We start from the raw sequence: 22,415 nt of genomic DNA on the forward strand, positions 1-22,415 counted from the left end.
CGGCACCGGCCACGCCGCCTGACCCTGCCGGGCTGCTGGGGAGCGCTGCTGGTCGGGTGCCTCTCCTTCACGCCGCTACGGGCTGGGGGTGCTCGCGGCCGCGATCTGGCGCGGGTTCGCCGACCGCGACGCCCGCGAGCCGAGCCGCACGGCGTGTGTTGACGGTGGCCGCCGTGGTGTGCGTCGTCGCGTCCGTGGCGCTCAGCCAGTACTCGCAGGCCGAGATCCGCCGCCTCGTCGAGGCCGGCCCGGTCGACGTCGCGACCCTCGCGGCGATGCCGGTCGTCGCGGCGCTCACCTTCGGGGTGCTCCTCGCGATCGCCGGGGGCTTCCGGTGGACGCCGGATCGCCGCGCTGCTCGCCCGTCGGATCGGCCCGCGGGCGGCCGCCACCCTCAGGTGGCTCGCGGCCGCGGCGCTGACCTACGCGGTGGTCAGCGGCCTGCTGCTCGACGGGTCGTCGCCGCGGCCAACAACGCGTTCTCGCAGAACGAGGACTCGGCGACGGTCGCCCTTCAGTACTCCTACCTGCCGTCCTGGCTGTCCTTCCTCGTCGACCGTTCCGCGGCCCGCCAGGCGGGCCGGGCGATCGTCGACGCGGTGTACGGGGTCTGGTCCACCTTGCCACCGAACGCCCGACCGCGCCTGTACTTCGCCGGCGAGAGCCTCGGGTCGTTCGGCGCCGAGGCCGTCTCCAGCGGGGAGTACAACCTGGCCAACCGCTCCGACGGGGTGCTCTTCGCCGGACCACCCAACTTCAACCCGCTCTACCGCGAGTTCACCGACGGCCGGGAGCCGGGCGGTCCCGAGGTGGCGCCGGTCTACCGGCAGGGCCGGATCGTGCGCGTCGCCGCCGACCCGAGCGTCGCTGCCCCGCCGGCCGACCGGCCGTAGCCCGGCCCGCGCGTGCTGTACATGGTCAACCCATCGGACCCGATCGTCTGGTGGAGCCCGCGGCTGATCCTCCACGAGCCCGACTGGATCGCCGAACCACCGGGCCGCGACGTCCTCGAGGGTGTCGTCTGGCTCCCCTTCGTCACCTTCTGGCAGGTCACCGCGGACCTCCCCTTCGCCATGGACGTCCCCGGCGGGCACGGGCACAACTACGTCTCGCGTACGTGGACGGCTGGACCGCCGTGCTGCCGCCGACCGGCTACGGCCCCGACCAGCTCGCCGCGCTGCGCGCGGTGATCGGGTGACGACCTCACCTGCCGTGGGTGACGCCGCCCGCCGTCCGGCCGGGGCAGGGTCCCGGCGTCGGCAAAACGTCGCCCCGCGGCGCGGGCAGGGAGGAGTGGCCGTGACAGCGTCAGCCGTCCCAGATGAGCTCGGCCGACCACCGGCCCCGGCGCGCCGCGCCGAGGCCGTGGCCGCCCACATCCGGGAGCTGCACGAGCGGCACCGCTCGGCGCCCGTCGATGTCGTCTCCTACTACCCGCCCGACGCCCGGTCGTCCGGAGGTGTTCGGCCTGACCGGGGTGCACGTCTCGGGGGTGCGCGTCTCGTTCGGGGAGAGCGAGGAGCGGTTCCCGCTGCAATCGATCTCCAAGGTCTTCACCTACGCGCTCGCCCTCGAGGACAACGGGCGCGCCGGCACCCAGGCCCGGGTAGGTGTGGAGCCCTCGGGCGACCCCTACAACGCGGTCACCTTCGACGAGGCGCACCACCGTCCCCACAACCCGATGATCAACTCGGGTGCTCTCGTGGCCTCCGCCCTCGTCAACGGGGGTGACCGCGAGGAGCGCGTCGCGCGCCTCGTCGAACGCGCCCGCGTGTTCGCGGGCGACCCCACGGTCGACGTCGACGCCACGGTGCTCGAGGACCAACTGCGGCACACCGACCACAACCTCGGTCTGGCCTATCTCATGCGGGCCGCGGGCATGCTCGACGGGGATGTCGAAGACACCCTGGTGGTCTACCTGTCAGCCTGCTCGATCACCGTCTCCACTGACCAGCTCGCGCTCATGGGCGCGACGCTCGCCAACGGCGGCGTCAACCCGGTCACCGGCTCCCGGGCGATGCCGGCCCCGTACGTCCGGGACGTCATCAGCGTGATGCTCACCTGCGGCATGTACGACGGCGCGGGCCAGTGGTTCCACGACGTCGGCATCCCCGCGAAGAGCGGCGTCAGCGGCGGCATCGTCGCCGCCATCCCCGAACGGATCGGCATCGCGGTCTACTCCCCCGGGCTCGACGCCCACGGCAATTCCGTCCGCGGGGTCAACATCTGCCGTGACCTGTCCGACCACTACGGGCTGCACGTCTTCGCCGGCCCCGACCAGAGGGCCTTCTCGTGACCCGGGCCCGCGTCCACGGCGACCTCGGCCTCGTCGTCCGCGCTTACGTCCGGACGGCGCTGACGGGGTCGATCTTCGCCATGTCCGTCCTGGCCTACCTGGGCGACCACGAGACGACCCTGGCCACCGCGGTGCTGACGGTGATCGGCACCGGGCTCGTCATCTTCTTCGGCGAGGCCTACGCGGGTCTGCTCTCGATGGCCCTGTCCTCGGAGCAGGCGTTGCCGCGCGGCGAGGTCCTCCACGAGCTCGGCGCGTCCGCCACGGCGGCCGCCCCCGGGATCGTCGCCGGCCTCTTCCTGCTGGGCGCCGACCTGGCCGGGCTGACGGTCGCGACCGCCATCGACATCGCCCTCTGGCTGGGCGCCCTGACCTTGCTCCTCTGCAGCGTGGTCGAGGCGCGGGGCTCACACCGATCCCTCCCGATTCGCGTCGCGTCGGTCGTCGGCTCGGTCGTGGTCGGCGTCGGGATCATCATCCTCAAGGCCAAGCTCCACTGACACCCCGACCGCCCTGAACGAGCTTGTGCCCGCCCCGGCACCCCGGGGCTCGTCAATCGCCCGCGTGATCAGCCGTTCTCCCCGCCGCCCGAAGATGCTCTACAGTTCCGCGAGTTCTCGGGCGACGAGCAGTCCCGGTTGCGCCGCCCTGTGTCCACTCCTGCCTTGTATGGAACGAGAGCCCGACCCGTAGTAGTACCGAAGGAGACGGGCGGTGTCTCCACTGCTGGCCGACTCGCGTCGTTCAGGTGGCCCGACTGCGACACCCGCGGAGCGCGCCGCGGCGACTCATCCGCGACGGATGAGGTCCCGCTGGGGCGCCAGGGGGATGGTGACGACCTGACGCCGGAAGGCGGATGGGGCGCTTCGCACACGCGATGCCCCGAGCCGGGCCCGCAGATGGGATGGACCTGATGCCCCACACACGCTACGAGCTGCGGATCAAGGGGCGGCTGTCCGAGGAGGTCTCCCAGGACTTCGAGGAGTTCGTCGTCCACGAGGCGCCGCCCGAGACGGTGATGTATGGGGAGATCATCGACGACGCGCACCTGCACGGGGTCCTGGCGCGGCTACAGGCGCTGGGCCTGCAGGTGACCGCCCTGCGGACGGTGCCGGAGTAGATGACGTCGCAGCCCGCGTCGCGGCGACTGGTTCCGGACTGGCAGCGCACTACCGAAGCCGTTGGCTGGTGACCGATGTCATCGGCGGTCTCACTGCCGCGGCGGTGGTCGTCCCGCAAAGCGCTGGTCTCACGATCGCAGGCCTCCCGGGCCTCTGCACTGCATGGTCCCCACGGTCGTGGACGTCGTGCTGGGTGGATCACGGACGCTCTCGGTGAGCACGACCTCCACCGGGGCGGTGCTGTCAGGGTCGGCGTTGCTGGCCGCCCGCGTGGCCGCTGGCAGGCCGAATCCCTACGGCACCCGTGCCGTGGGGATCGGGCTGCTCGCGGCCCGGCGGCTAGACGAGCGTCCAAGTCCCGAGTGACAGGCGCGCGACCTGCGTGTCGCGCGACCTCGGCGCGGCTCCGGGGCATCACACCGCTCTCGGCGACCTCGTCTCCTCCCCCTAGTCGGCTTCAACTGCCACCCTTGGGCTCATGACGCTCGTCGAATCGGACGTCGCGTGCATCCCACCGGGAAACGTGCGTGTGCCAAAGATCGCCTTCGTTGAGCTCTGGCAACTCGCGAACGACCGCGCGGCCGAGCAGGGGGAACGTGGCGTCACTGACTGGTATGTCGGCGCGATCGCGCTTACGTGTCGGTGGTTGGCGACAGCGCCGGTACGGACCTCCCGTGGTGGTGGTTTGGTTAGTTCGCCTGCGACGAGGAGGCGGTCCCTCGCCTACGAGGAGTTGATCGAGGAGGAGTACCTCGCAGCGCAGGACCTTGAGATGCGGCGACCTGACCTCGCTGCTCGTCCTGGTTGGTGCGAGGGGGTGCGGGAGACGCTTCAGTGGGCATGGCGTGCGGAGGGTCCTCCCCCGCTCGAGCTGCCACCGGCAGCCGAGCCCGACGTTTCGGCTCACACCCCATCCTGATCGAACACGCCGACGTCATCTTGGTCGGCGCCCTCGTCGGTGCCCGTCCCGTCGCCATGGTCGGTCTCATCGTGCGCTCGCCACTCAGCGAGCTGGTCGGCGCGGTGTTGCTCTTCCTCGCGTCCGTCCATCTCGTTCCGAGACCGCATCTCGGCGAGAGCTCGATTGGCGCGCTCGATGGCTGCTGATGTCTCGTCGGCAGTTGGGACTCGAACGTTGTCCTCGGCCACCTGAGGCGGCTCCGCCTTCGCGATTTCGCGGATGTCAGGCCCGGGCGGGGTGTGGCCACCCGGCTCTTCATCGGTAGCCGGCTGGTCGTCAAGGACCTCGTTGGCGTCGGGCTGCTGCCGCGCGGCTTTGCCCTCGCTCTCCGTGTCGATGACCGCGATGTCCGCGGGTCGGTCTGTGACGTCGGCCCCGGTCACTTCGCGATGGGTCTCCTCGTCCGCGACGGCCTGGCAGTGCGCTGCAAGCCACTCCTCCGCGGTGACCTCGGGTTCGGGCGCGACATCGTCGGCGTGGCGGGCGGCCAGCTCGGCCTTCGCGCGTTCGGCCGCGGCGCGAGTCCCGGCCGTGTGCGCGAGCCAGTGCGAGCGCGCCTCATCGATCTCGGCGAGCTCGCTGGCGCGCGCTGTCAACGTCCCGGCTAGCGCCTCAGTCGCGTCGGCCGTCTCGCGCAGGCGGGTCTGCTCGGCTTCGTCGGCGACGGCCCGCGCTTCGACGCGGCGGAGCTCGGCGTCCTGGCGGGCCCGGTCGGCTGCCTGGTGGGTGCCAGCGAGCTCGTTGGCGACGTAGCGGGGCGCCCAGGCGGCTTCGCGCTCGTGCGCGCGCACGCGGACCCGGAGTTGGCCGTCGGAGAGCTCGAGCTCTTCGCGGTCGATCTCAGGTCGGCCGAGGGCCCGCCACGCGGCGCGGTAGGAGGCGTAGGCCTCGACCTTGCCTGGTGCGGGCGCGGGACCGAGGGCGTCGTCGGGATCGTCGTAGCCCTGCAGCTCGCGCCAGTTGGCGACGGTGCCGGCCGCGGCGAGCCACTCCTCTCGTTCCTGCGGCTCGGCGGGGGCTGGTCCAAGCGCATCGATCAACCAAGGCGGAGGTCCATCGGCGAGCTGCTCGGCCAGCTCGGCGGTGCGCTGGTCGGCGGCGTCGGCGAGGGTCTCCAGGTATCGATTCCAGTCGGCGCGTCCAGTGGCGGGGCTCCATTCGCACCAGGTCGTGCCCTGCGGGTCGAAGGTGTGGGCGTCGCGGATGCGGGCGTGGATGACGTTGGTGAGGTTGCGGGCGCCTTCGAGGGGTCGGTCGGTGACCGAGTCGCGGAGAACCTGCTCGGCGTCCTTCCCAGAGATCTCGGCTCGCCGCAGGACGCGGGTGAGGCTGGCGGCGCCGTCCTCGGCGGCGAGCCGGGATCGGTCCTCGCCGGTGATCACTCCGTCGGCGGCGAGGCTGTCGAGCCAGCGACCGGTGCGTTCGGTCGCGGCCAGGGTCGCGGCGTCGGCGAACAGCTCGCCTGCGGTGCGAGTGGTGACCGCGTCGGCGGCGGACTCGGTGGCGATGGCCAGCGCGGACTTCGCCTCGAGCCCGTCGTCCTTGGCCATGACCGCTGCGAGCACGGCGATGGGGTCGCGGTGGACGGAGTGGTCGGCGGCGAGGCCGCGGGCGGGGTCGGTCGGGCCGGTGATGGTGGCGACGTGGGCAGTGTTGGCTTGCTGGCCGCGGCTAAGCCCGACGTAGGCGGCGGCGCGGCCGGTGGCCGGGGTGATGACCTGGTGGCTGGTGTCGACGTTGGCGCCCTGCGCGGAGTGGACGGTGCCGGAGTAGGCGAGGGAGACGTCCGCGTCGACGTACTCGGCAGGGAGCACGATCGGTCGCGCCGACGACGGTTCGAGCGCGGCCTCCTCGTCGGTGCGGAGGACGGTGAGGGAGCCGTCGTCGCCGACGGCGGTGACGCGGTAGGTCTCGCGGTTGATGGGTCCGCGGTGGTTGCCGGCGTGGCCGGTGAGCTCCCAGCCGTTGCGGCGGGCGGCGACGAGGTCGCCGACGCCGGCGTAGGTGCCGTCGCGCCCGAGGAATGCGCCGTGTTCGGCGACGCGTCCGAGGCGGACGAGGTCGGCCCGGAGGGAGGCGTTGAGTCGGGCGGCCTGGTCGTTGGTGTCGACGATCAGCAGTGAGCGGCGGCCGGCGAGGGTGTCGGCCAGCCAGGCACGCGAGGCGGAGGCCTCGGCGTCCTCGAGGCGGCCGCCGTCGATGAGTCGCCCGTGGCGGTGGTAGTCGCGCAGCACGGTCTCGTCGCCATCGCGAAGCCGGAGGGACGCGGGGCCTTCCCACTCGCTGGCGAAGCGGCGGGCTTCGGCGAGCTCGTAGCGGGTGCCGGTCTGCGCGACGAGGTCCATCGCGCCGCCGGCGCCGACAGCCGCGAGCTGGCGGTGATCTCCGACGAGCAGGAGCTTGGCGCCGCCGGCTTCGGTGTGGGTTCGGACGGCGGTGAGCGCCGAGGTGTCGGACATCGCCGACTCGTCGACGACCACGAGATCACCGGGCGCCAAGGTCCACGAGGCGTCGGCGGGGTGCGGACGGTCGGCCTGCGCGAGGCGTTCTTGTGTCTTGAGCCAGCGCTCGATGTTGCGCGCGGTCAGCCCCTCGTCGGTGAGGACGTCGGTGGCGACCTGGCTGGTCGCCAGACCGAACACGCGACCGGCGGCGGCACCGCGCAGCTCGGGGTCGGACCACGCCTTCGCGATGGTGCCGACGACGAAGCTCTTGCCGGTCCCGGCGGGCCCGACCAGGGTCTCGACCTTCGCTCCGGAGGTGAGGACGCCGCGGACGGCGGCGGCCTGGTCGACGCCGAGTTCGACTCCGGCTTCGCGTAGCTGAGCGAGGAATTGGTCCGCGGCGAAATGAGGTGCTGCTGCGGCCTCACCGCGCCGAGCGGCGGCGATCATGGCCCGTTCTGTGTGCACATGATCGGGGGTGGCGTACAACCGAGCCCCTGGCGCTTGGTAGGCCGACGAGCCGTCGGCCAGTCGCAGCTCGTCGGGCAGCGCGTCGTCGCCGGGGAGGGCGGCGTCGAGCGGTGTCGCGAGGGCGATGCCCTGGTCGGTGAGTCGGTCGAGCAGGGCGGTGACGTCGTCGCCGTCGGCGACGCCGAGAGTGTCGGGGAGAGCGTCGTTGATCGCGCGGGTGAGGTCGGCGCGGGTCCAGCCGGCCTTCTTGGCCTGGACCTCGGCCAGCGCGGTCTCGAGCACCGCGGTCGGCGACCACGAGTCGACCGCGGGCTGCGCGTCGGTACCGCGTGCGGCGAGGACGTCGTCGGCGACGCCGCGCAGGCCGCCGGCGACCTCGTCGCGCAGCTGGCGGTCGATGCGGTCGAGCAGCTGCTCGCGGGTCTCGCCCTCGTGGGACTTCGCGCGACGGGTGACCATGGTGGCCTGACGCGAGAGCCGGTCACGTTCGAGTCCGTGGGCCTCGCGGTCCTGGCGGGCCTCGAAGTCCGCGATGAGCTCGGCGGCCTTCGCGGTGACCGCGCGCCGGCGTGAGGAGAGCAGGTCGGTGGCGGTCTCGTCGACACCGATGACCTCACGGGCCTTGCCGTCGGGGCGCATCGCGAGCCGAACCCCGAGGGTCTCGGTGAGCCGCTCTTCGGTGGTGCGCTCGCCGACCGCGGCGGCGGCCGGGCGGAGGCGGTAGATGCTGCGCCCATCGAGGGTGCGCCACTGCCCGTCCGGGCCCTCGACGCGGTTGAGGATCGGGTTGTGGATGTGCAGTTGCGGGTCGTGGTCGCGGGAGTCGTGCTGGAAGAACGACGTGACGACCCAGTCGTGGGCGTCGACGTAGCGCCCGGCCGCGCCCCCGTGGTGCCCGACGCGGGCGTAACCGGCCTTCTCCGAGAGGTAGGACAGGGCGGCGTTGTTGCCGGCCCAGATGGCGTCCTCGACGGCCTGCCGGTACTCGCCCCACGCCGCCGCGGCCTCGGCGTCGCCCGCGGCCCGTGCCGCGACTTCCTGCGCTTCGAACGCGGTGTGCAGCACGGTGACGCTCTTCTGAACGCTGAACGTGGCGTCCAGGAAGGCGACGTTGTGGCGGGCCTGCTTGCCCGCCTCGACCTGGAGTTCAGCGCGGCGTTCAGCCGACGCGTCCGGCTCGCGTTCAAGCGCCGCGGCGTACAACTCGTCCTCGCTGGCATACCGACGGCCGCGATGACCCAGGGTCGGGACCTCGTCCCACCGGTCCGGGTCACGAAAGGCCTCGTGGCGCGGGTCGAGGAAGTGCTCGTACACCGCGCGCATGTCCTGGGGATCGACCAGGCCCGTGAGGCCGAGCTTCTCCGCGCCTCTCCCCCACCAGCGGCCGGGCGGTTCGCCGTCGGTGACCGCACCGGTGTAGTAGTTCTCGCGGCCAGTGGCCACTTCCTTGAGCAGGTAGTCCGGCGAGTAGCCCGACGCGACGCTCAGCATTCGGACGACCTTCTCCGCGGCACCTCTGGCCGCTGCTGAAGATCAAGAAGTCGGGATGGTCGCCGACGGCGTGTTTGGGGCCGGCCGGAGGCCGGCCGGTGCCCGAGGATCGTGATGCATAGGTGTGCGGCTCTTGATCTTTCCCTTGATCTTTTCGTCCTTCGGTCCTGTTGCTCGTGTCTTGTCGTCTGTTCGGCGTAGTGATCGGTGTCGGTAAGTGGTCTTGCTCTTGGCTCTTGTTCTTGTCCTGGTTCTTGGGTCGGGTCGGTTCTCGTGGTCGCGGTGATCGGCGCTTCGGTGGTCACGTGTGGGCCTCGTCGGTGGCGTCGGGGTCGGCGGTGTTGATCAGGTGCAGGGGCAGCGGTCGGTCGCGCAACGCCTTGAGCGCAGCCGAGGCGGTGCCGCGCGAGACGCCGGCGGCGGCCTCGAGCTCGCTGACGGTCGGCCAGGCGCCGTGGCGCTGCGCGTGCCACGACGCAGCCGCCTCGGCGCGGTCGCGGGCCGGTGACGACGCCGGCCGGGATGCCTGAGCGTCCGTCGCCCTGTCCTCGGTGGGTGCCGTAGCCGTCGGATCGCCCTGGTCCGACAGCCCCGGCTGAACAGTTGCCCCCGGCGGCTCGGGCTGAACGCTGAACGCGCTGAACGGCGGACGTTGAATGCCGCCGCGCTGAACGGCCGACGGGCCGAACTCGCCGATGAGCGCCGCACCTGAGTGAACAGAGTCGGCCTGGGCGGGTTCGGCGGTGGCGAGCAGGTAGAGCAAGTGGGCCACGACGGCAGCGGCGACAGCGGGCCAGGCGCCGACCCCGAACCGCAGAGCAGGCGCGACCTCGACCGCTGGGCCGCCGGCGAGATACGTGGCTTGCGCGAGTCCGGAGAGCCCCGCGGCGACGACGACGACGGCCCAGGCGTAGCGAGCCGCGCCGTCGCGAAGGCGGGCGGTGGCGCTGTATGCCACCAGTGCGAGCCCGTCGGTGATGAGCGGATAGAGCCAGGCGATCCCGACCGGCACCCGTGCAGCGACCGCGACCTCGTAGAGGCCGTGGGCGGTGGCGGCTGCTGCGCCGAGGGCGACCGCCAAGCCGGGCAGCCAGATAGCAGCGCGGACGGCCCGTGCAGCCGGCGGGTTCGTACCGTGGGCGCGGTCAATCATCGACCTCACCGGCTCCGTCGATGTGGACGCGACCGAGCTCCGCACGTGACGCGGCACCATCCGCGCCTTCACCGCAGCCACGGGCGCTCTCGAGGCGCTGCTGAGCACGAGCGACAGCGAGGCGTGCTGCCACTTGCGGGCCGCCGTCCGACGACGCCGACGCTTGAGTTCGGGCAGCGGTCCGCTCCGGAGGCGTGCGCTCGGCGCGGCGTTCGAGGTCGGCGACGGTGCGGCGCAGATCGTCGAGCGTGCCGCAGAAGCATCCGTAGTTAGGCCAGAGCTGCCCGAGGCGCTTGATCAGGGCGTCGTGCTCGGCCCACTCCGCCTTCTCGCGCGCTCGCTGCTCTCGGCGGGAGAGGGTCGGCTCCGCCGACGAGCCAGCGGAGCTCATCGGTGCCCTCCATTGGCTCCGAGGCCAGGGCCGGTCAGCCAGTCGTGGCTCTGGTCGGACCGCCGAGCGGGCTCTGGCCCGGGCTCGTCGCGGGAGTGCGCCCACCACGAGGCGATGGACGCCGCCGCGTCCAGCGAGGGAACGGCGGTGGCGCCGCCGGGTTGGTTATGCCACCCGGGCCGCGTCTGGTGGTTCTCCCGACTGCACGACCCGGCGGCCTGTCGGACCCGGCGGACGACCCCAGGGCGCTGGCGGTCGTGCCAATCCCCCGCGAGCTGCACCGACGCCCCGCGACCTTCGTAAGCGGCGCGCCAGGCCTGCATCAGCCAGAGCAGCTCCTCGACGACGTCGGGATGCCACAGCCAGCACTCCGGTAGGGCCGCAATGCCATCCGGGTAGCGCAGAAACACCGCGTGCAGCCACGCCATGAGCTCCTCGAGAAGCTCGGCGACGGCCTGAGGATCCGCCGGCGCCGCCAGCCAGGACGGTGCGACGGTCGGCCCTGGGCGCGCCGGCACGGCGGCGACCGCGTCGGCGAGCTGGGCGACGGTGCGGGCCAGGTCGTCAACCCTGGTCGGCATACCCGCGACGGCCTCCAGACCACGGCGCAGTCCGTCGACTTCCCGGGCGAGTCCGGCCAGGGCCTCGATGCGCGCAAACTCAGCGTCGCCGCCGGGTTGCTGGGGCGGGCGACGTGTCATCGGTCCTGCCCCGGGCCGCCATCACCTGCTGCAGTCTCATCGCCGGTGTCAGCGTCGACGCGATCAATCTCGCTCGGTTCGAGGGCGCTGCGGTTGAGTCGGCCTGGGGCGCGGTGCCGGGATTGTTCCCGGTCCGTTTCCCCAGGCCGCTCGCCGAACCCGCCGTGCGCGTCTCCACGCAACGGGCTCTCCACGGTTTCTGCCGTATGGGTGTTGACGGATTGGACCCACGGGTTGGGGATCTTGCTGCGGTAGCGGTACCGGGTCACCCACACCGCGCCCATGTCGAACAGCTCGATCCCGTCCGCCGCCGGCCGTCCCCATCGACCGGTGGGGTCGATGAGCCGGCGGCGGAGGTCGACCCGCTGCCAGCGGTGGCGTTTGCGCATCATCGCGACCACCCGTCGCCAGGCGAACACGGCGATCTTGGCGAAGGTGCGCTTGGCCACCGCATGACGGAAGTAGGTCGCCCAGCCGTGCATGATCTGGTTGAGCCGTCTCAGCACTTTTCCGAGGTCCTGCTGGGAATTCCTGTTGGTCAGGGCGCGAATCTTCGCCTTCACCGACCGGACAGGCCGGTCAGCGATGAAGGTGTAGACGTGCCACGTGTTCGCCCCTTTCTTGCGGCGCCACTGGATGCGGAACCCCAAGAAGTCGAACCCCTCGCCCATGTGCACGACCGCGGTCTTGACTGGTGACAGCGCAAGACCCATCGGAGCAAGCACACGCGCGATCTCCTCGCGCACCGTCTCGGTGTCGGTCTGGGTCCCGTGGACCAGAACGACAAAGTCATCGGCATAGCGAACGATCCGCCATACCGGTGACCCCCGATGACGACGCACCATGCGTCGATACTTGGTGGACATGACCCCGCCGGGCTGCCACGGCCGGTGCAAGTGCTCGTCGAGCCCCGACAAGGCAATGTTGGCCAACAGCGGAGAGAGAATGCCCCCTTGCGGCGTGCCGGTCGGGGTGTCGCGTTCCTCGCCGAGCTCGCTGAGCAGCCCAGCCTTGAGGAACCCCTTGACCAGCACCAGGACGCGCTTATCGCTCACCCTCGCCCGCTCCAGCAGCGCGGCGTGGTCGATGGTGTCGAAACACGCCTCGATGTCCGCGTCCAGCACCCACCGGTATCCGTTGGTGCCGAACAGGTGAATCTCGGCGATCGCGTCGTGGGCCCGCCGCTTGGGCCGGAACCCATAGGAGACCGGCATGAAGTCGGCCTCGAAGATCGGTTCCAGCACCAGCTTCAACGCCGCCTGAACGACCCGGTCCGCGACCGTCGGTATCCCGAGGCTGCGGACCTTGCCCGACCCACCCGGCTTGGGGATCTTGCGCTCCCGCACCGGCAGGGCCCGGAACGCACCCGTCTTGAGCTGGGCGCGCACCTCGTCCAGGAACACCTCGGCCCCGATGTTCTGCTCGATGTGGGTGGCCGTGCGGCCATCCACCCCGGCAGTGCGGGCTCCGGTGTTGCTCGCGACCCGGTCGAACGCCACCTTCAACGTCGCCGGGTCATGCACCAGGTTGAAGAGGTCGTCAAACCGGCGACCAGGATCGATCGCCGCCCACTGGTGAAGCTTGGCCTGCATCCCCGATACCCGCGCCCACGACCCCTGGTGGGCCGCTAGAGCTGGAGCGTCGCTGTTCAGCGCCGCGTCTTTCGGCATTACAGCCTCCTCCCTTCTCGAAACCGCTGCCGCCCTTCCCCATGTGCACGGGCTCTCCCCGGCTCGGAGTACTACGGCGGCTCCGCCCCACCCCGGACCGATCAGCGGTCGATGCGCTCAACCCCGCCCGCCGCGTCGGCAACGCGGAAAGAGGGCAAGACCCGGGTGGTTCCCGTGTTCACTGGTGATTCGCTCGATGGACTAGGAGCCCGACTCTGTCCCTGCGGCATCGCCACGAGTACGCCGCAGACATTCCTCGTGGCCTCCCGGCTGGAGACGACAGACCAGCCCAGGAGTTCCCCCAACCCGTCATGAGGGGCGGGGTGCGCACCGCGACCGGCCCATATCCGCCAGGTTTGAGCCGGTGGCACGTTAAGAGACGTAACGCGCCGGTTCCTTGCGTACTCCTTTCCATCACGCTCGCCGAACCCGCACCATCTGGCAGTACCGGCACGTCCCGGCTTTGTCAGGGCTGCTCCCGCCATTCCCGGCATCACCCGGGTCTGGCTGCCCTCAGCTTCACCGTTCTGCTGCGACAGAATCAGTCGCGGAGGTCTCCCACCTCCGCTCGAATCCCCAGCGCCTCACGGCGCACGTCGTCGTCGTGCCAGCGGTTGAGCTGCGCGCGCCGCTGCTCCGCCTCGGTCTCGTCGGGGCTGGCCGCATCGAGCTCACACGCTGCGAAGCCCGACCGACCCCGAGTGCCATCCACCTCCGGGTGCTCTGCAGTTCGTGGCGCCACCAGGCGGTCGTGGTCGCCGTCGGCGTGGAGATCGTCGAGGGCGTCGCGCTCGTCCGGAAGGGGCGCGAGGCTGTCGAGGGCGAGCAGACGCTCGTACTCGGCCCAGGCGCGAGGGTCGTGATCGTGAGCGCGGTAAGAGAGCACCGCGCGCTCGGCGGCATCCTCGATCGCGTCCTCGACCTGCGTGAGCGGGCGGGGCGACCATCCCGGCGCCGACGGGAAGCTGTCGCGGACGTAAGCGGTGCGGGCCGCAGCCTCCTCGTCGGAGGCCGGCTCCCGCCAGCCGGCGTCGCCGTACTCCGCGGCCGGGTCATAGAGCATCCCCTGCCCGGACGCGGCATCCGGCCGACTATCGAGGTAGGCCACATGCTGGTCCGCGTTCCAAGCGCCTGACCCGCTCGGGCGGGCGTCGTCGACGAGCACCTGGCGTTCGTCAGCGGTCAGGGCGCGGAAGCCTCCCGGGACGGTCGGGTCCAACGCGACGTGTCCGTCGCGTTCGGCGATCGCGGCCGCCGAATCCCAGTCAGCCAAGCCTCGGCCGTCCGGCTTCCCCACCGCGGGCGCCTGCTCGGCGGCGAGATCGAGCGCAGGCGGAACGAGCTGATCGGAGGGGGCATCGAGGACGCGCTCCGCGGGCGGGAGGACGGCGTCGAGCTGGTTCCGCCACGTGGCGGTCTCGGCGGCGAGGGCGTGGTCGTAGTCCTCGCGGACCAGGCCGATGTAGCCGGCAACCTGGGCCGGCAGGCTCGCCGGCGGGTGGTGGGCGGCGCGGTGTTCGGCCTCGTCCCACGCCGCGTCGAGCTCGCGCAGCGCCGACACCCGGTCCACGGGCGTCCCCGTGTGCGCGACCTCGTCGCAGTACTCGGCACGAGCAATGAGCTCCCTGTCGGTGAGCTGCTCGAGCGGCACCGTCGGGTCCGGGGTCGGCCATGGGACGTCGACCTGTTGCGCGACGGAGCCGTGGTCACTGCCGTTGCTGGTGGTGTTCGGTATGAACGGTCCGCCGTCGAAGGCGCGGGCTCTGGTGTTGTCCGGTGCCGTCGCTGCGTCGCGGCCGACCGGGCTCTCGACGGCCGGCACGTTCCACCTCGGCCCGGTCACCGAGACCACCCGTTGTCGCCAGGCCGGTCACGCGGGTCGACACCGATCACGGGCTCCACGACCGGATCGACGTCGATGACCATCGGCGCGTGCGCTCCCGGCCGGGGGCGCGGGACGGGCGAGGTGGTGCGGCGAGGGGTGGTGATGCGCCGCCTAAGGGCGTTGAGACCGACGTCGGCCCAGGCGCGGGCCCGCCGCCACCGGCCTCGCCAGTCGCGCCAGCCTTCAGCGGATCGTTGCTGGTGGGCGCGGACGTCGGCGCGGGTCCAGGCCATGGGGGCCCGCCCGATGACCGGGGCGATGCCGCGGCGGTAGGCCACGACCTTCCCGGCCGGCAGGTTCGCGATCTGCGCCGGCGCGAGCACCGGCACCCTGCGCACCGTCCGCGACGCGACCCGGCCGTGTAGGTCAGTGGTCTTGATGCGCTCGTCGCGATCCCCGGCCAGGGTGGACCAGAAGTGCAGGTCGGCCTGGTCGCGGGTGCCGCCGAACAACAACACCGAGCCGGTGTTGTTGAGGATGGTGGCGGTCTTGTGCTCGCCGTAGCGGGCGAGGAGCTGGGCGCGGGACTGGAACGGCGCGATGATCGTGACCCCGCGCCCGCCCATGTCCGCGGTCCAGTTCTCCAACGGCACCGGCGAGATGAGCGCCGCCTCGTCGAGCGCCACCAGCAACGGCGGGTCCAGCCGCCCCGCCGGCTTGGCCACCGCCAGTCGGCGAGCTTCTCGAGCGATGTGCCCGGTCAGCGCGCACACCAGCGGCCCGGTGTCGGCCTCCTCGGCGCCGAGCAGGAATACCGTGGCCCGCGCCTCGAGCAGATCCTCCACGTCGAAGCCGGAGCCCGAGGCGGCGGCCGCGGCCGCGGGATGGTTGAGCCAACCCAATGCAGGCATGATCGAGTTGGTGATCGAGGTGCGGGTGCGGTCGTTGGTGGTGACGAACTGCTCGGCCGCCTTGTCGAAGGTCTCCACCTGACTGCGCCGCAGCAGCGCTGGGACTTCGCGCGCGGCGCGGTCGTTGTCGGCGACCCAGCCCAGCACGTCGCGCATCGATCCGCCGCCGAGCGCGGCGGCATGCAGGAGGGCCGCGAGGACACGGCGAGCCTGAGCGTCCCACCGCTCGGCGTCCCCGCTGCTCGCTCGCGAGGTCGCCGCGATCATGTCGGTCGCACGCTCCACCGCCGTCACCGGGTCGTAGCAGCCGGTCAGCGGGTCGAAGCTGATCGTGGAGCGCAGTCCGCCGAGCCCGACTGGATTGAACACGAACACTGGGCCGCGGGACTTCTGCCGGATCGGGGCGCAGAGCTCGAGCAGGTCCGTGCGGGTGGAGGTCACGACCGCGGCCCCCGGCGCGTCGAGGACTCGGCCGGCGAGCCAGCCGGTCTTGCCGGTACGTGGACCACCGAAGACCAGGGTCACGTCCTCGATCGACGACCACACCCGCTGCACCCCGACGCGGCACAGCTCCACCCCGACCGCGCTGGTCGGCACCCCGAGTCGCTCCCGCCGCGTGAGCCGAGCCAGCGAGGGACGCACCGTGCACGCACGGCGGCGCGTCGCGACGGTGCCGGCGTGCCGAGCCACGTCGAGGGTGGACGCGACGCCGGCGCGACGCCGCGAGCGCGACGACCAGCGGCTGACGATGGACCGCGAGCGAGACCAGCGATGCCACCCGACCAGGCCGAGCACGAGCGCCGCCAGGAGCAGTGTCGGCCACGACAGGGCCTGAAGCAGCGTCGTCGCCGGCAACGTCGCCAGCGCCCCGCACACGACCGCGTGACGGATCGCGCCCCGCATCACGAACAGGGCCGTCGCCCCGAGCAGCAGCACCAGGACCAGCAGCGTGACGATCACCGCGACCACCCGCCGCCGCCTGGTCGCGGACCCGTGAGCTCACCCTGTTTGGCAGCCTCGGCGAGCCAGTAGCCACCTCCGCGGTGGGCGAGCTGGAAGCGCACGCCGTCGCCGAGCATCCGCCGGGCCCACGCCTGCGCCGCCTCGTCGGTCAGCGCCTCGTCGGTGCGCCCGACGAGCACGGCATCGACGAACAGGGCCCACGTGACGGGCCCGCCACACGGCACATCGCCCAGCGCCAACCCCAGCACGGTGGTGGCTACGTCGGATCGCACCAGCTCGGTGCCGAGCAGCAACGGCGCCGTCTGCCCCAGCCCGACCGTCGACACCGTCGTGGTGCTCCGGTTCCTAGACATCCGTGTCCCCCTCCATCTCGCGTCTCCAGGCCTTGAGGGAGCCGAGGCGGCGGGTGCAGTCGTCGAGGTGGCCGTTCTCGCGGTCGTCCGGATGTGACGCGAACGGGCCGGTGTCGCGGACCCGCGCTCGGCAGGTCGTGCACGTCCAGACCGCCGACCCTGGTCGACCGACCTCGCGGGCCGGAGCCGGCGGCCGGTGCTCGACCAGCCACTCCCACGCCGCCTCCGCGCGGGTCGAGCCGTCCGACGGCCCGGGCAGCTCGAGAGCCGCACCGACGGCGTCCCAGCTCCAGCCGTAACCCCCAGGCCGCAGCGCCCACTCGCGGACCGCGCCCGCGGCGACGTCCGCCACCAGTCGCCCTGCCCGAACACCGGCCAGCGGGTCGTCGAGCACCGACCGCGACAAGCCGTGGAACCCCTCGATCGGCTCCTGGGCCTCGGTCGCGCCGTAGGCGGCGACCGCCACCCGACGCACGTGCTCGCGCGTCGACGTTGCCGCCTGCGTCCGGCGACTCACCTCGAGCGCGCTCACCGGGAACCATCGCCGACGCCTGCAGTTCCGTGGTCCTGCTGCCGAGCGACCCATCGCTCGACGGTCCGGATGCTCACGCCGCACTCGTGGGCGACCTCGCGATGCGAGCAGCCGGCCTCGAGCAGCACGAGCCAGCGGGGCCTGCGGCCCATGCCCATCCCCCGCACCGTCCGCAGTCGACGACGGTCCTGCTCGGTCAACCCGCCTGCAATGCCGTGCGGCAACCGCTTCATCGCGTCAACCAGGCACCGCTCGCGCACCGGGCACGGCCGGCACACCGCCTTCGCCGCCGCTACCTGGGCCTTGACCAGCGGCTCGTCCGACGGCTCGGGGAAGAACAGCTCCGGGTCCACGCCCCGGCACGCCGCCCGGGCACGCCAGTCCCGCACCGCGCCCTCGTCGAGGTCGTGCGCGCTCACCGCGGGCCGCCTTCGGCACCCGGCGTGCCGGCCAGTGCCGGCGTCGTCGCCTGGTCCACCGCAGACATGAAGGCCGAGATGGCGTCCGGCAGGCCCTGCCCCACCGGTGTGCCGATGAACAGCACCAGCGCGACCAACGAGAACGCGACGGCGCCGGCCGCCGACCTCGTCTTGGCGCAGATGAAGGCACCGAGGATGGCTCCCAGGATGAGGAGTCCGACGCTGCCCATCACCGACCCACCCCTCGCGTCTGCGAGGTCCACTCGGCCGCGTCGACGAGCGAGCCGTGGGAGACGGTCGTCGCCGACATCGCCTCGAGTGCGCTGGCGGGGACGATGAGTCGACCGCGAATTCGAACGGCGGGAAACTCGCCGGCGCGAATTGCGCGATACAGCGTCACCGGTGCGGCGCCCAGGATTCGAGCTGCTTCGGCCACGCTGTAGAACCGCGGGACTGAGGCTTCATCGGTCGTAGCCATGCTTGATCCCTCCTCGCCCCGCGCGGTTCGGCCTCGCGGGAAGTCGTGGGATCGAGTAGAGCTAGAGGGAGCCCTCCGGACCCGAGTCCTATGCAGAGCTGAATAACGCCACGACGGTCTGCATAGCCGCGCTACTCTCATCACGGCTCGCGCGAGAGCGGCAGGGGGCGCCATGGACGACGAGAAGGCCATTGTTGCGCAAGCGTTACTTGATCAGAGCAATCGCGCCGCAACCGCAGCAGGACACGTCGGCGCCATCATCCGTGCTGCCCGCCTCGCCCTCGGCCTGAGCCAAGCCGGTCTGGCGGCACGCGTCGGACACGTCTCGCAGGCGACGATCTCGAGGATCGAACGGGCCTCGACGCGGGCCGCCAAGGACGCCAGCGTCCTCGGCGACCTCGCGCGCGTCCTCCACGTACCGCCCGGAACTCTCGGCGTCAGCCCACCGCCATCACCCACCGCTGGCAGTACGCTCGACGACGTGAGGCGGCGTGACTTCCTCGGCGGCGCGGCGGCTCTCACGGCGGCCGCGCTCCTCCCGGGGAGCATCGCGTCGCTGTCGGCCATCGGCCAGCCGGACGTGGACCAGGCCTGGCGCGCCCTCGAGCGTCTCTTCGAGCTGGACGATGTCCAGGGTGGCGTCCAGCTGTACGAGGTCGCCGACGCGATGTCTCGGAGACTGGGCGACGCGCTGCGGTCGGGTCGCTACGGCGAGGACGTCGGTGCTGGTCTACGCGCCGTCACCGCGACCACGATGGAGCACGCCGGATGGCTCGCCTACGACGCTGGTCAGGGCGCAGTGGCCCGGACCTGGTGGCTGGAGACGATCCACCTCGCCCGCGACGTGGGCCGCGTCCCCACGGCGCACGTTGCAGCGCTGGCGTCGATGTCCCTGCACGCGAGCGGCAGCCTCAGCCACGTGCGCGAGGCGGCGCCCCTCGCCGAGGCCGCCCGTCGAGCCGCGCAGGAGAGCCCTTCCAGCCCGACCCTGCTCTCCGTCCTGGCTGCTCGAGAGGCGGTCGGGCACGCACAGACCGGAGACCGAACCGCAGCACGGGAAGCGCTCATCCAGTCGCGGAAGCAGCTCGAGCGTGGCCCGCGCGCGTACGACCCGCTCTGGCTCCAGTTCTGGAGCCCCGCAGACTTCGCGTGTCACGAGACCCGTGTTGCCCTCGCCTTCGGCGATGGCAGGCTCGCAGAGCGATCGGCCAGAGCCGCCCTGGCCTCGGCGGACGAGGCCCGCTTCCCGCGTAACCACGCCATCTACTCGGCTCGTCTCGGCGCCGTCCTCGCTCGCACCCGTCAGCTGGACGAAGCGATTGCCGTCACCAGCGCAGCGGTGAAGCGCATCAACGACCTCAACGGGTCGAAACGCATTCTGGTCGATCTAGCCGCGACCGTCGATCACCTCGCTGCACAGTCGTATCCACCCGCTCGGCAATTCGCGAGTGCTGCCCGCAGATTGATCTCGGCCGCATGACCGCGTCGACGGAAGCGGTCATCACCACGTATGGCGCGGAGGAGAGCGCGCAGACGTTCGACGTCGTCACCTCGATCTACAGCGAGGTCTACGCCGAGGCGCCTTACCACGAAGGACCTGACGATTTCGCTGGCTTTGCAGAATCGTTGCCGCATCGCGCGAAGGCTCCGAGCTTTCGCGTCGTCATCGCGGCCGTCGCGGGCGAGGCAGTCGGCTTCGCGCTCGGGCACCAACTCACCCCGAACACGAAGTGGTGGGACGGCGCGCTCCAGCCTCTGCCGAGAGACCTCACGACGGAGTGGCCGGGCCGGACCTTCGCAGTAATCGAGATCGCGGTGCGCGGACAGTCGCGTCGGCGGGGCTACGCCGCCCAGCTCCATGCCCATCTCATCGCAGGGCTGGCCGAGGAGCGGTTGACTCTCCTCGTACGTCCCGACGCCGAGCCCGCTCACCGGGCATACACGTCGTGGGGCTACGAGCGGGTCGGGCAGATTCAGCCGTTCGACGACGCTCCGGTCTACGACGCGATGATCCGCCCGTTGAGAGATGCGCCCTGCTGAGCTGCGAGACCACGATCACCTCACTCGCGGGCGTGACGTCGCGGGCCGTCGACCCGTTGTTGTCGGGGTGCCTGCCTAGCGTGGGCGGGTGCCTGACGATGAGCTCGAGGACCGCGCTGGTCGCCCCGTGACCGTGCTCGACCGCCTCCTCGGCGCTGGGCTCTCCGAGGACCGCGCGCGGGAATGGATCACCTCCGGTGGGGCGAGGGTCGACGGCGAGGTGGTCGTCGACCCGAAGGCACCCGCCTCCTCTCCGAGCCGCGTGGTGCTGTTTCCCGCCTGAGGTCTACCTCCCTCGAGGTCTCGACCTTCCGGCGGCATGTAGCTCTCCGATGAAGCGATCGAACCCGAGCCGGGCGTAGACGTCCCTCGTGTCGTCACCGCGCAGCCCGAGGAGCACCCGCGCCTCGGGTAGCACCTCGAGGAGGCGATCAAGGCAGGCGAGTCCGGCCTCGTCGTTATCGGGCACGATCACCACGTCCACCCCGGCGAGAACCCGGGCGAGGATCTCCAGAGGCGGGCTGCCGGCACCGCCTGCCCACGTAGTCACGTACAGGCCGCGGAGGGCGTCACACGAGGACTCGCTCTCGCAAAGGACGACCGTTTCTCCGGCCGCCGCAGCGATCCGCACCTCGTCCTCGCGGTATAGCGGCAGGTCGGCCTCGCGGGTGCCGAGGAGACCGGGGACCCACTCTCCGCGCGCGTTGCGGGATTCCCAGTGGATGGCCTTCGACCCGTCGGGCCGTCGGAGACGCTGCTTTGCGTGGTCGGCGCCGTAGGAGTGCCAGGCCTCGTGACGGTAGCCGGCGCCCTCGGCACGTCCAGCCGGGTTCTTCAGGGCAGGCCACTCCTGGTGCAGGCCCTTCAACCGGACGTACCGGGACGGTGTGACCCGAGGCGGGCGCTGCAGGTGATTACCGCGCAGTCCAAGGACGCGCAGGACGGCGGCGACGGTGCAACCCGCGTGGCAGTGCAGCCACGCCCCCTGCCTGTCGTCGCGGCGTCCAATCGCCAGGGACGCGGAGTGGACCTCCGTGTGTGCGTGGGCTGGGCACTGCCATTTGCGACCCGATCGCCGACATCCCATCGCGGCCAGCACCTCCGCCAGCCATTGATCAGCGAACGGCGTCGGGGTGTCAGGACCGCCACGAGGGTTCGGGACCCGCTGGCCCACCTCGGTCGTGCTGTTGGCCTCGTAATCGGCCATGTGGCTCTCCTCCGCTTCGCTCCTGGAGTTCCCCGGTGTGGGGTGTTCAGACCGGCGGGCGGGACGGCCACGCCGCCCGCCCGCCATCCGCCGTTCAGCCGGGATCGAGGGCTGTGGTGATCAGCCCGCCGCGCGAGACCGCGGCGGCCATCTGCGTGCGGGCGCGAGCGCATCGGCTCTTGATCGTGCCGATCGCAACGCCGAGGACATCTGCCGCTTCCTGGACGGACAGTCCGCGCAGCCACACCAGGGTGATCGCCTCGCGGTGCTGCGCGGGCAGCGCGTCGAGCAGCCCGGCTAGCACCAGGCGCGCGTCGGCGGCCGAGTAGTCGTTGATGCTGATCGCCGGGTCGAGGCCGCGCGGCATGCCGGTGGTGGGGCGGCAACGGGCTCGTCGCAGCCGGTCGATCGCCTCGTTGCGGGCGATGCTCCACAGCCAGCCCCGGACGATGCCGTGGACCTCGTGCTCGGGTCGTCCCAGAGCGGTCAGGACGCGGACCCAGGTGGTCTGCGCGACGTCGGCGGCGTCCTCGTCGTGGCGCAGGATCCGGCGAACCATCATGCGCAGATCCGCGTCATAGCGGCGGACGAGGGCGGTGATCGCTCCGAGGTCGTCGTGGTGACGGTAGAGCTCGATCAGCTCGAGGTCGGTCAACTCGCGGTGACGGTCCTCGTCGGTGGAGGGGTCGGTCATCTCTGCTGTCCTCCCGGACGCGACGTGAGCCGGGGCGAGAAGCCAGCACCAGCCGCCCTTCCCAGGCCGCCGCTGCCATTTCCTTCGCCCCGTGGGGCGCGAGTCGCGAAGAGGGGTCCGGGGCAGGTCCCGGAGGGACCGTCGGGGGTTCGGCCTCCTCCGACCCGGTGGGCCCGCCATCGGAAGGCGGCCGGCAGGCCACAGCCGAGCTACTCGGCGCGGGAGGGCTGCGGCGGGGTCACCGGGTCGGTGCGGGGCCGGCTCATCGACGGCTTGCCTGCTCCGGGCCCCTCA

The 22,415-nt window shown here is 71.6% G+C and carries 20 protein-coding genes and 1 pseudogene; 7 read left to right on the top strand and 14 right to left on the bottom strand.

Features of this window, described 5'->3' with window-relative positions:
* Positions 1 to 56: 56 nt before the first annotated feature.
* From PHK61_RS29185 to PHK61_RS29200, 4 genes and pseudogenes are all read left to right on the top strand, one after another.
* Positions 57 to 1,190: pseudogene (locus PHK61_RS29185) on the top strand (alpha/beta-hydrolase family protein).
* 269 nt (positions 1,191 to 1,459) lie between these two features.
* Positions 1,460 to 2,296, top strand: coding sequence for a glutaminase A (gene glsA, locus PHK61_RS29190; RefSeq protein WP_274284546.1), 837 nt, complete (start codon positions 1,460 to 1,462; stop codon positions 2,294 to 2,296).
* Positions 2,293 to 2,796 carry a hypothetical protein gene (locus PHK61_RS29195; RefSeq protein ID WP_274284547.1) on the top strand — a complete coding sequence of 168 codons (504 nt, stop codon included), beginning with the start codon at positions 2,293 to 2,295 and terminating at the stop codon, positions 2,794 to 2,796. The genes glsA and PHK61_RS29195 overlap by 4 nt, the downstream gene beginning before the upstream one ends.
* Positions 2,797 to 3,209: 413 nt before the next feature.
* Positions 3,210 to 3,416: a hypothetical protein gene (locus PHK61_RS29200; protein ID WP_274284548.1), complete on the top strand. Its 207-nt coding sequence runs from the start codon at positions 3,210 to 3,212 to the stop codon at positions 3,414 to 3,416.
* Between the two features lie 904 nt (positions 3,417 to 4,320).
* Here the strand turns inward: PHK61_RS29200 and mobF are convergent.
* The 12 genes from mobF to PHK61_RS29265 form a co-directional block, all read right to left on the bottom strand.
* Positions 4,321 to 8,784: a MobF family relaxase gene (gene mobF / locus PHK61_RS29205; protein ID WP_274284549.1), complete on the bottom strand. Its 4,464-nt coding sequence runs from the start codon at positions 8,782 to 8,784 to the stop codon at positions 4,321 to 4,323.
* 301 nt (positions 8,785 to 9,085) lie between these two features.
* Positions 9,086 to 9,937: a hypothetical protein gene (locus tag PHK61_RS29210; RefSeq protein ID WP_274284550.1), complete on the bottom strand. Its 852-nt coding sequence runs from the start codon at positions 9,935 to 9,937 to the stop codon at positions 9,086 to 9,088.
* The gene (locus tag PHK61_RS29215; RefSeq protein ID WP_274284551.1) at positions 9,930 to 10,328 is read right to left on the bottom strand and encodes a hypothetical protein; all 399 of its coding nucleotides are present in this window, start codon (positions 10,326 to 10,328) and stop codon (positions 9,930 to 9,932) included. Before PHK61_RS29215 ends, PHK61_RS29210 begins: the two co-directional genes overlap by 8 nt.
* On the bottom strand, positions 10,325 to 11,029 hold the full coding sequence (locus tag PHK61_RS29220; RefSeq protein ID WP_274284552.1) for a hypothetical protein: 705 nt from the start codon (positions 11,027 to 11,029) through the stop codon (positions 10,325 to 10,327). Before PHK61_RS29220 ends, PHK61_RS29215 begins: the two co-directional genes overlap by 4 nt.
* Positions 11,026 to 12,699: a group II intron reverse transcriptase/maturase gene (ltrA, locus tag PHK61_RS29225; RefSeq protein ID WP_274284553.1), complete on the bottom strand. Its 1,674-nt coding sequence runs from the start codon at positions 12,697 to 12,699 to the stop codon at positions 11,026 to 11,028. Before ltrA ends, PHK61_RS29220 begins: the two co-directional genes overlap by 4 nt.
* A 541-nt stretch (positions 12,700 to 13,240) precedes the next feature.
* Positions 13,241 to 14,521, bottom strand: coding sequence for a hypothetical protein (locus PHK61_RS29230; RefSeq protein WP_274284554.1), 1,281 nt, complete (start codon positions 14,519 to 14,521; stop codon positions 13,241 to 13,243).
* Between the two features lie 17 nt (positions 14,522 to 14,538).
* Positions 14,539 to 16,395, bottom strand: coding sequence for a type IV secretory system conjugative DNA transfer family protein (locus PHK61_RS29235; RefSeq protein ID WP_274284555.1), 1,857 nt, complete (start codon positions 16,393 to 16,395; stop codon positions 14,539 to 14,541).
* Entirely contained in the window at positions 16,392 to 16,751 is a 360-nt protein-coding gene (locus PHK61_RS29240; protein WP_274284556.1) for a hypothetical protein, read from the bottom strand. The genes PHK61_RS29235 and PHK61_RS29240 overlap by 4 nt, the downstream gene beginning before the upstream one ends.
* Positions 16,744 to 17,283 carry a hypothetical protein gene (locus PHK61_RS29245; protein ID WP_274284557.1) on the bottom strand — a complete coding sequence of 180 codons (540 nt, stop codon included), beginning with the start codon at positions 17,281 to 17,283 and terminating at the stop codon, positions 16,744 to 16,746. Before PHK61_RS29245 ends, PHK61_RS29240 begins: the two co-directional genes overlap by 8 nt.
* Positions 17,280 to 17,702, bottom strand: coding sequence for a WhiB family transcriptional regulator (locus PHK61_RS31965; protein ID WP_337994012.1), 423 nt, complete (start codon positions 17,700 to 17,702; stop codon positions 17,280 to 17,282). The genes PHK61_RS29245 and PHK61_RS31965 overlap by 4 nt, the downstream gene beginning before the upstream one ends.
* The gene (locus PHK61_RS29260; protein WP_274284573.1) at positions 17,699 to 17,932 is read right to left on the bottom strand and encodes a hypothetical protein; all 234 of its coding nucleotides are present in this window, start codon (positions 17,930 to 17,932) and stop codon (positions 17,699 to 17,701) included. Before PHK61_RS29260 ends, PHK61_RS31965 begins: the two co-directional genes overlap by 4 nt.
* A complete protein-coding gene (locus tag PHK61_RS29265; protein ID WP_274284558.1) occupies positions 17,932 to 18,180 on the bottom strand; it encodes a helix-turn-helix domain-containing protein in 249 nt (82 codons plus the stop codon). Before PHK61_RS29265 ends, PHK61_RS29260 begins: the two co-directional genes overlap by 1 nt.
* 172 nt (positions 18,181 to 18,352) lie before the next feature.
* On the opposite strand from PHK61_RS29265, the gene PHK61_RS29270 reads away from it, so the two are divergent.
* The 3 genes from PHK61_RS29270 (at position 18,353) to PHK61_RS29280 (ending at position 20,503) form a co-directional block, all read left to right on the top strand.
* A complete protein-coding gene (locus tag PHK61_RS29270) occupies positions 18,353 to 19,660 on the top strand; it encodes a helix-turn-helix domain-containing protein (RefSeq protein ID WP_274284559.1) in 1,308 nt (435 codons plus the stop codon).
* Positions 19,657 to 20,220, top strand: coding sequence for a GNAT family N-acetyltransferase (locus PHK61_RS29275; RefSeq protein WP_274284560.1), 564 nt, complete (start codon positions 19,657 to 19,659; stop codon positions 20,218 to 20,220). Before PHK61_RS29270 ends, PHK61_RS29275 begins: the two co-directional genes overlap by 4 nt.
* A gap of 127 nt (positions 20,221 to 20,347) precedes the next feature.
* Complete coding sequence (locus PHK61_RS29280; protein WP_274284561.1) at positions 20,348 to 20,503, top strand: hypothetical protein; 156 nt, start codon at positions 20,348 to 20,350, stop codon at positions 20,501 to 20,503.
* Positions 20,504 to 20,506: 3 nt separating this feature from the next.
* Here the strand turns inward: PHK61_RS29280 and PHK61_RS29285 are convergent, their stop codons facing one another.
* Together PHK61_RS29285 and PHK61_RS29290 are read right to left on the bottom strand one after the other, a co-directional pair.
* A complete protein-coding gene (locus PHK61_RS29285) occupies positions 20,507 to 21,427 on the bottom strand; it encodes a toprim domain-containing protein (RefSeq protein ID WP_274284562.1) in 921 nt (306 codons plus the stop codon).
* Between the two features lie 94 nt (positions 21,428 to 21,521).
* A complete protein-coding gene (locus PHK61_RS29290) occupies positions 21,522 to 22,082 on the bottom strand; it encodes an RNA polymerase sigma factor (protein ID WP_274284563.1) in 561 nt (186 codons plus the stop codon).
* Positions 22,083 to 22,415 lie beyond the last annotated feature (333 nt).

It is taken from the genome of Actinomycetospora lutea, from assembly GCF_028737205.1.
GTDB classification, from domain to species: domain Bacteria; phylum Actinomycetota; class Actinomycetes; order Mycobacteriales; family Pseudonocardiaceae; genus Actinomycetospora; species Actinomycetospora lutea.

Coding starts and splice junctions, on each gene's coding strand:
- PHK61_RS29275 (WP_274284560.1), top strand. CDS start 19,657: ATGACCGCGTCGACGGAAGCGGTCATCACCACGTATGGCGCGGAGGAG.
- PHK61_RS29200 (WP_274284548.1), top strand. CDS start 3,210: ATGCCCCACACACGCTACGAGCTGCGGATCAAGGGGCGGCTGTCCGAG.
- PHK61_RS29220 (WP_274284552.1), bottom strand. CDS start 11,029: ATGACACGTCGCCCGCCCCAGCAACCCGGCGGCGACGCTGAGTTTGCG.
- PHK61_RS29270 (WP_274284559.1), top strand. CDS start 18,353: ATGGACGACGAGAAGGCCATTGTTGCGCAAGCGTTACTTGATCAGAGC.
- ltrA (WP_274284553.1), bottom strand. CDS start 12,699: ATGCCGAAAGACGCGGCGCTGAACAGCGACGCTCCAGCTCTAGCGGCC.
- PHK61_RS29285 (WP_274284562.1), bottom strand. CDS start 21,427: ATGGCCGATTACGAGGCCAACAGCACGACCGAGGTGGGCCAGCGGGTC.
- PHK61_RS29210 (WP_274284550.1), bottom strand. CDS start 9,937: ATGATTGACCGCGCCCACGGTACGAACCCGCCGGCTGCACGGGCCGTC.
- PHK61_RS29260 (WP_274284573.1), bottom strand. CDS start 17,932: ATGGGCAGCGTCGGACTCCTCATCCTGGGAGCCATCCTCGGTGCCTTC.
- mobF (WP_274284549.1), bottom strand. CDS start 8,784: ATGCTGAGCGTCGCGTCGGGCTACTCGCCGGACTACCTGCTCAAGGAA.
- PHK61_RS29215 (WP_274284551.1), bottom strand. CDS start 10,328: ATGAGCTCCGCTGGCTCGTCGGCGGAGCCGACCCTCTCCCGCCGAGAG.
- PHK61_RS29240 (WP_274284556.1), bottom strand. CDS start 16,751: ATGTCTAGGAACCGGAGCACCACGACGGTGTCGACGGTCGGGCTGGGG.
- PHK61_RS29265 (WP_274284558.1), bottom strand. CDS start 18,180: ATGGCTACGACCGATGAAGCCTCAGTCCCGCGGTTCTACAGCGTGGCC.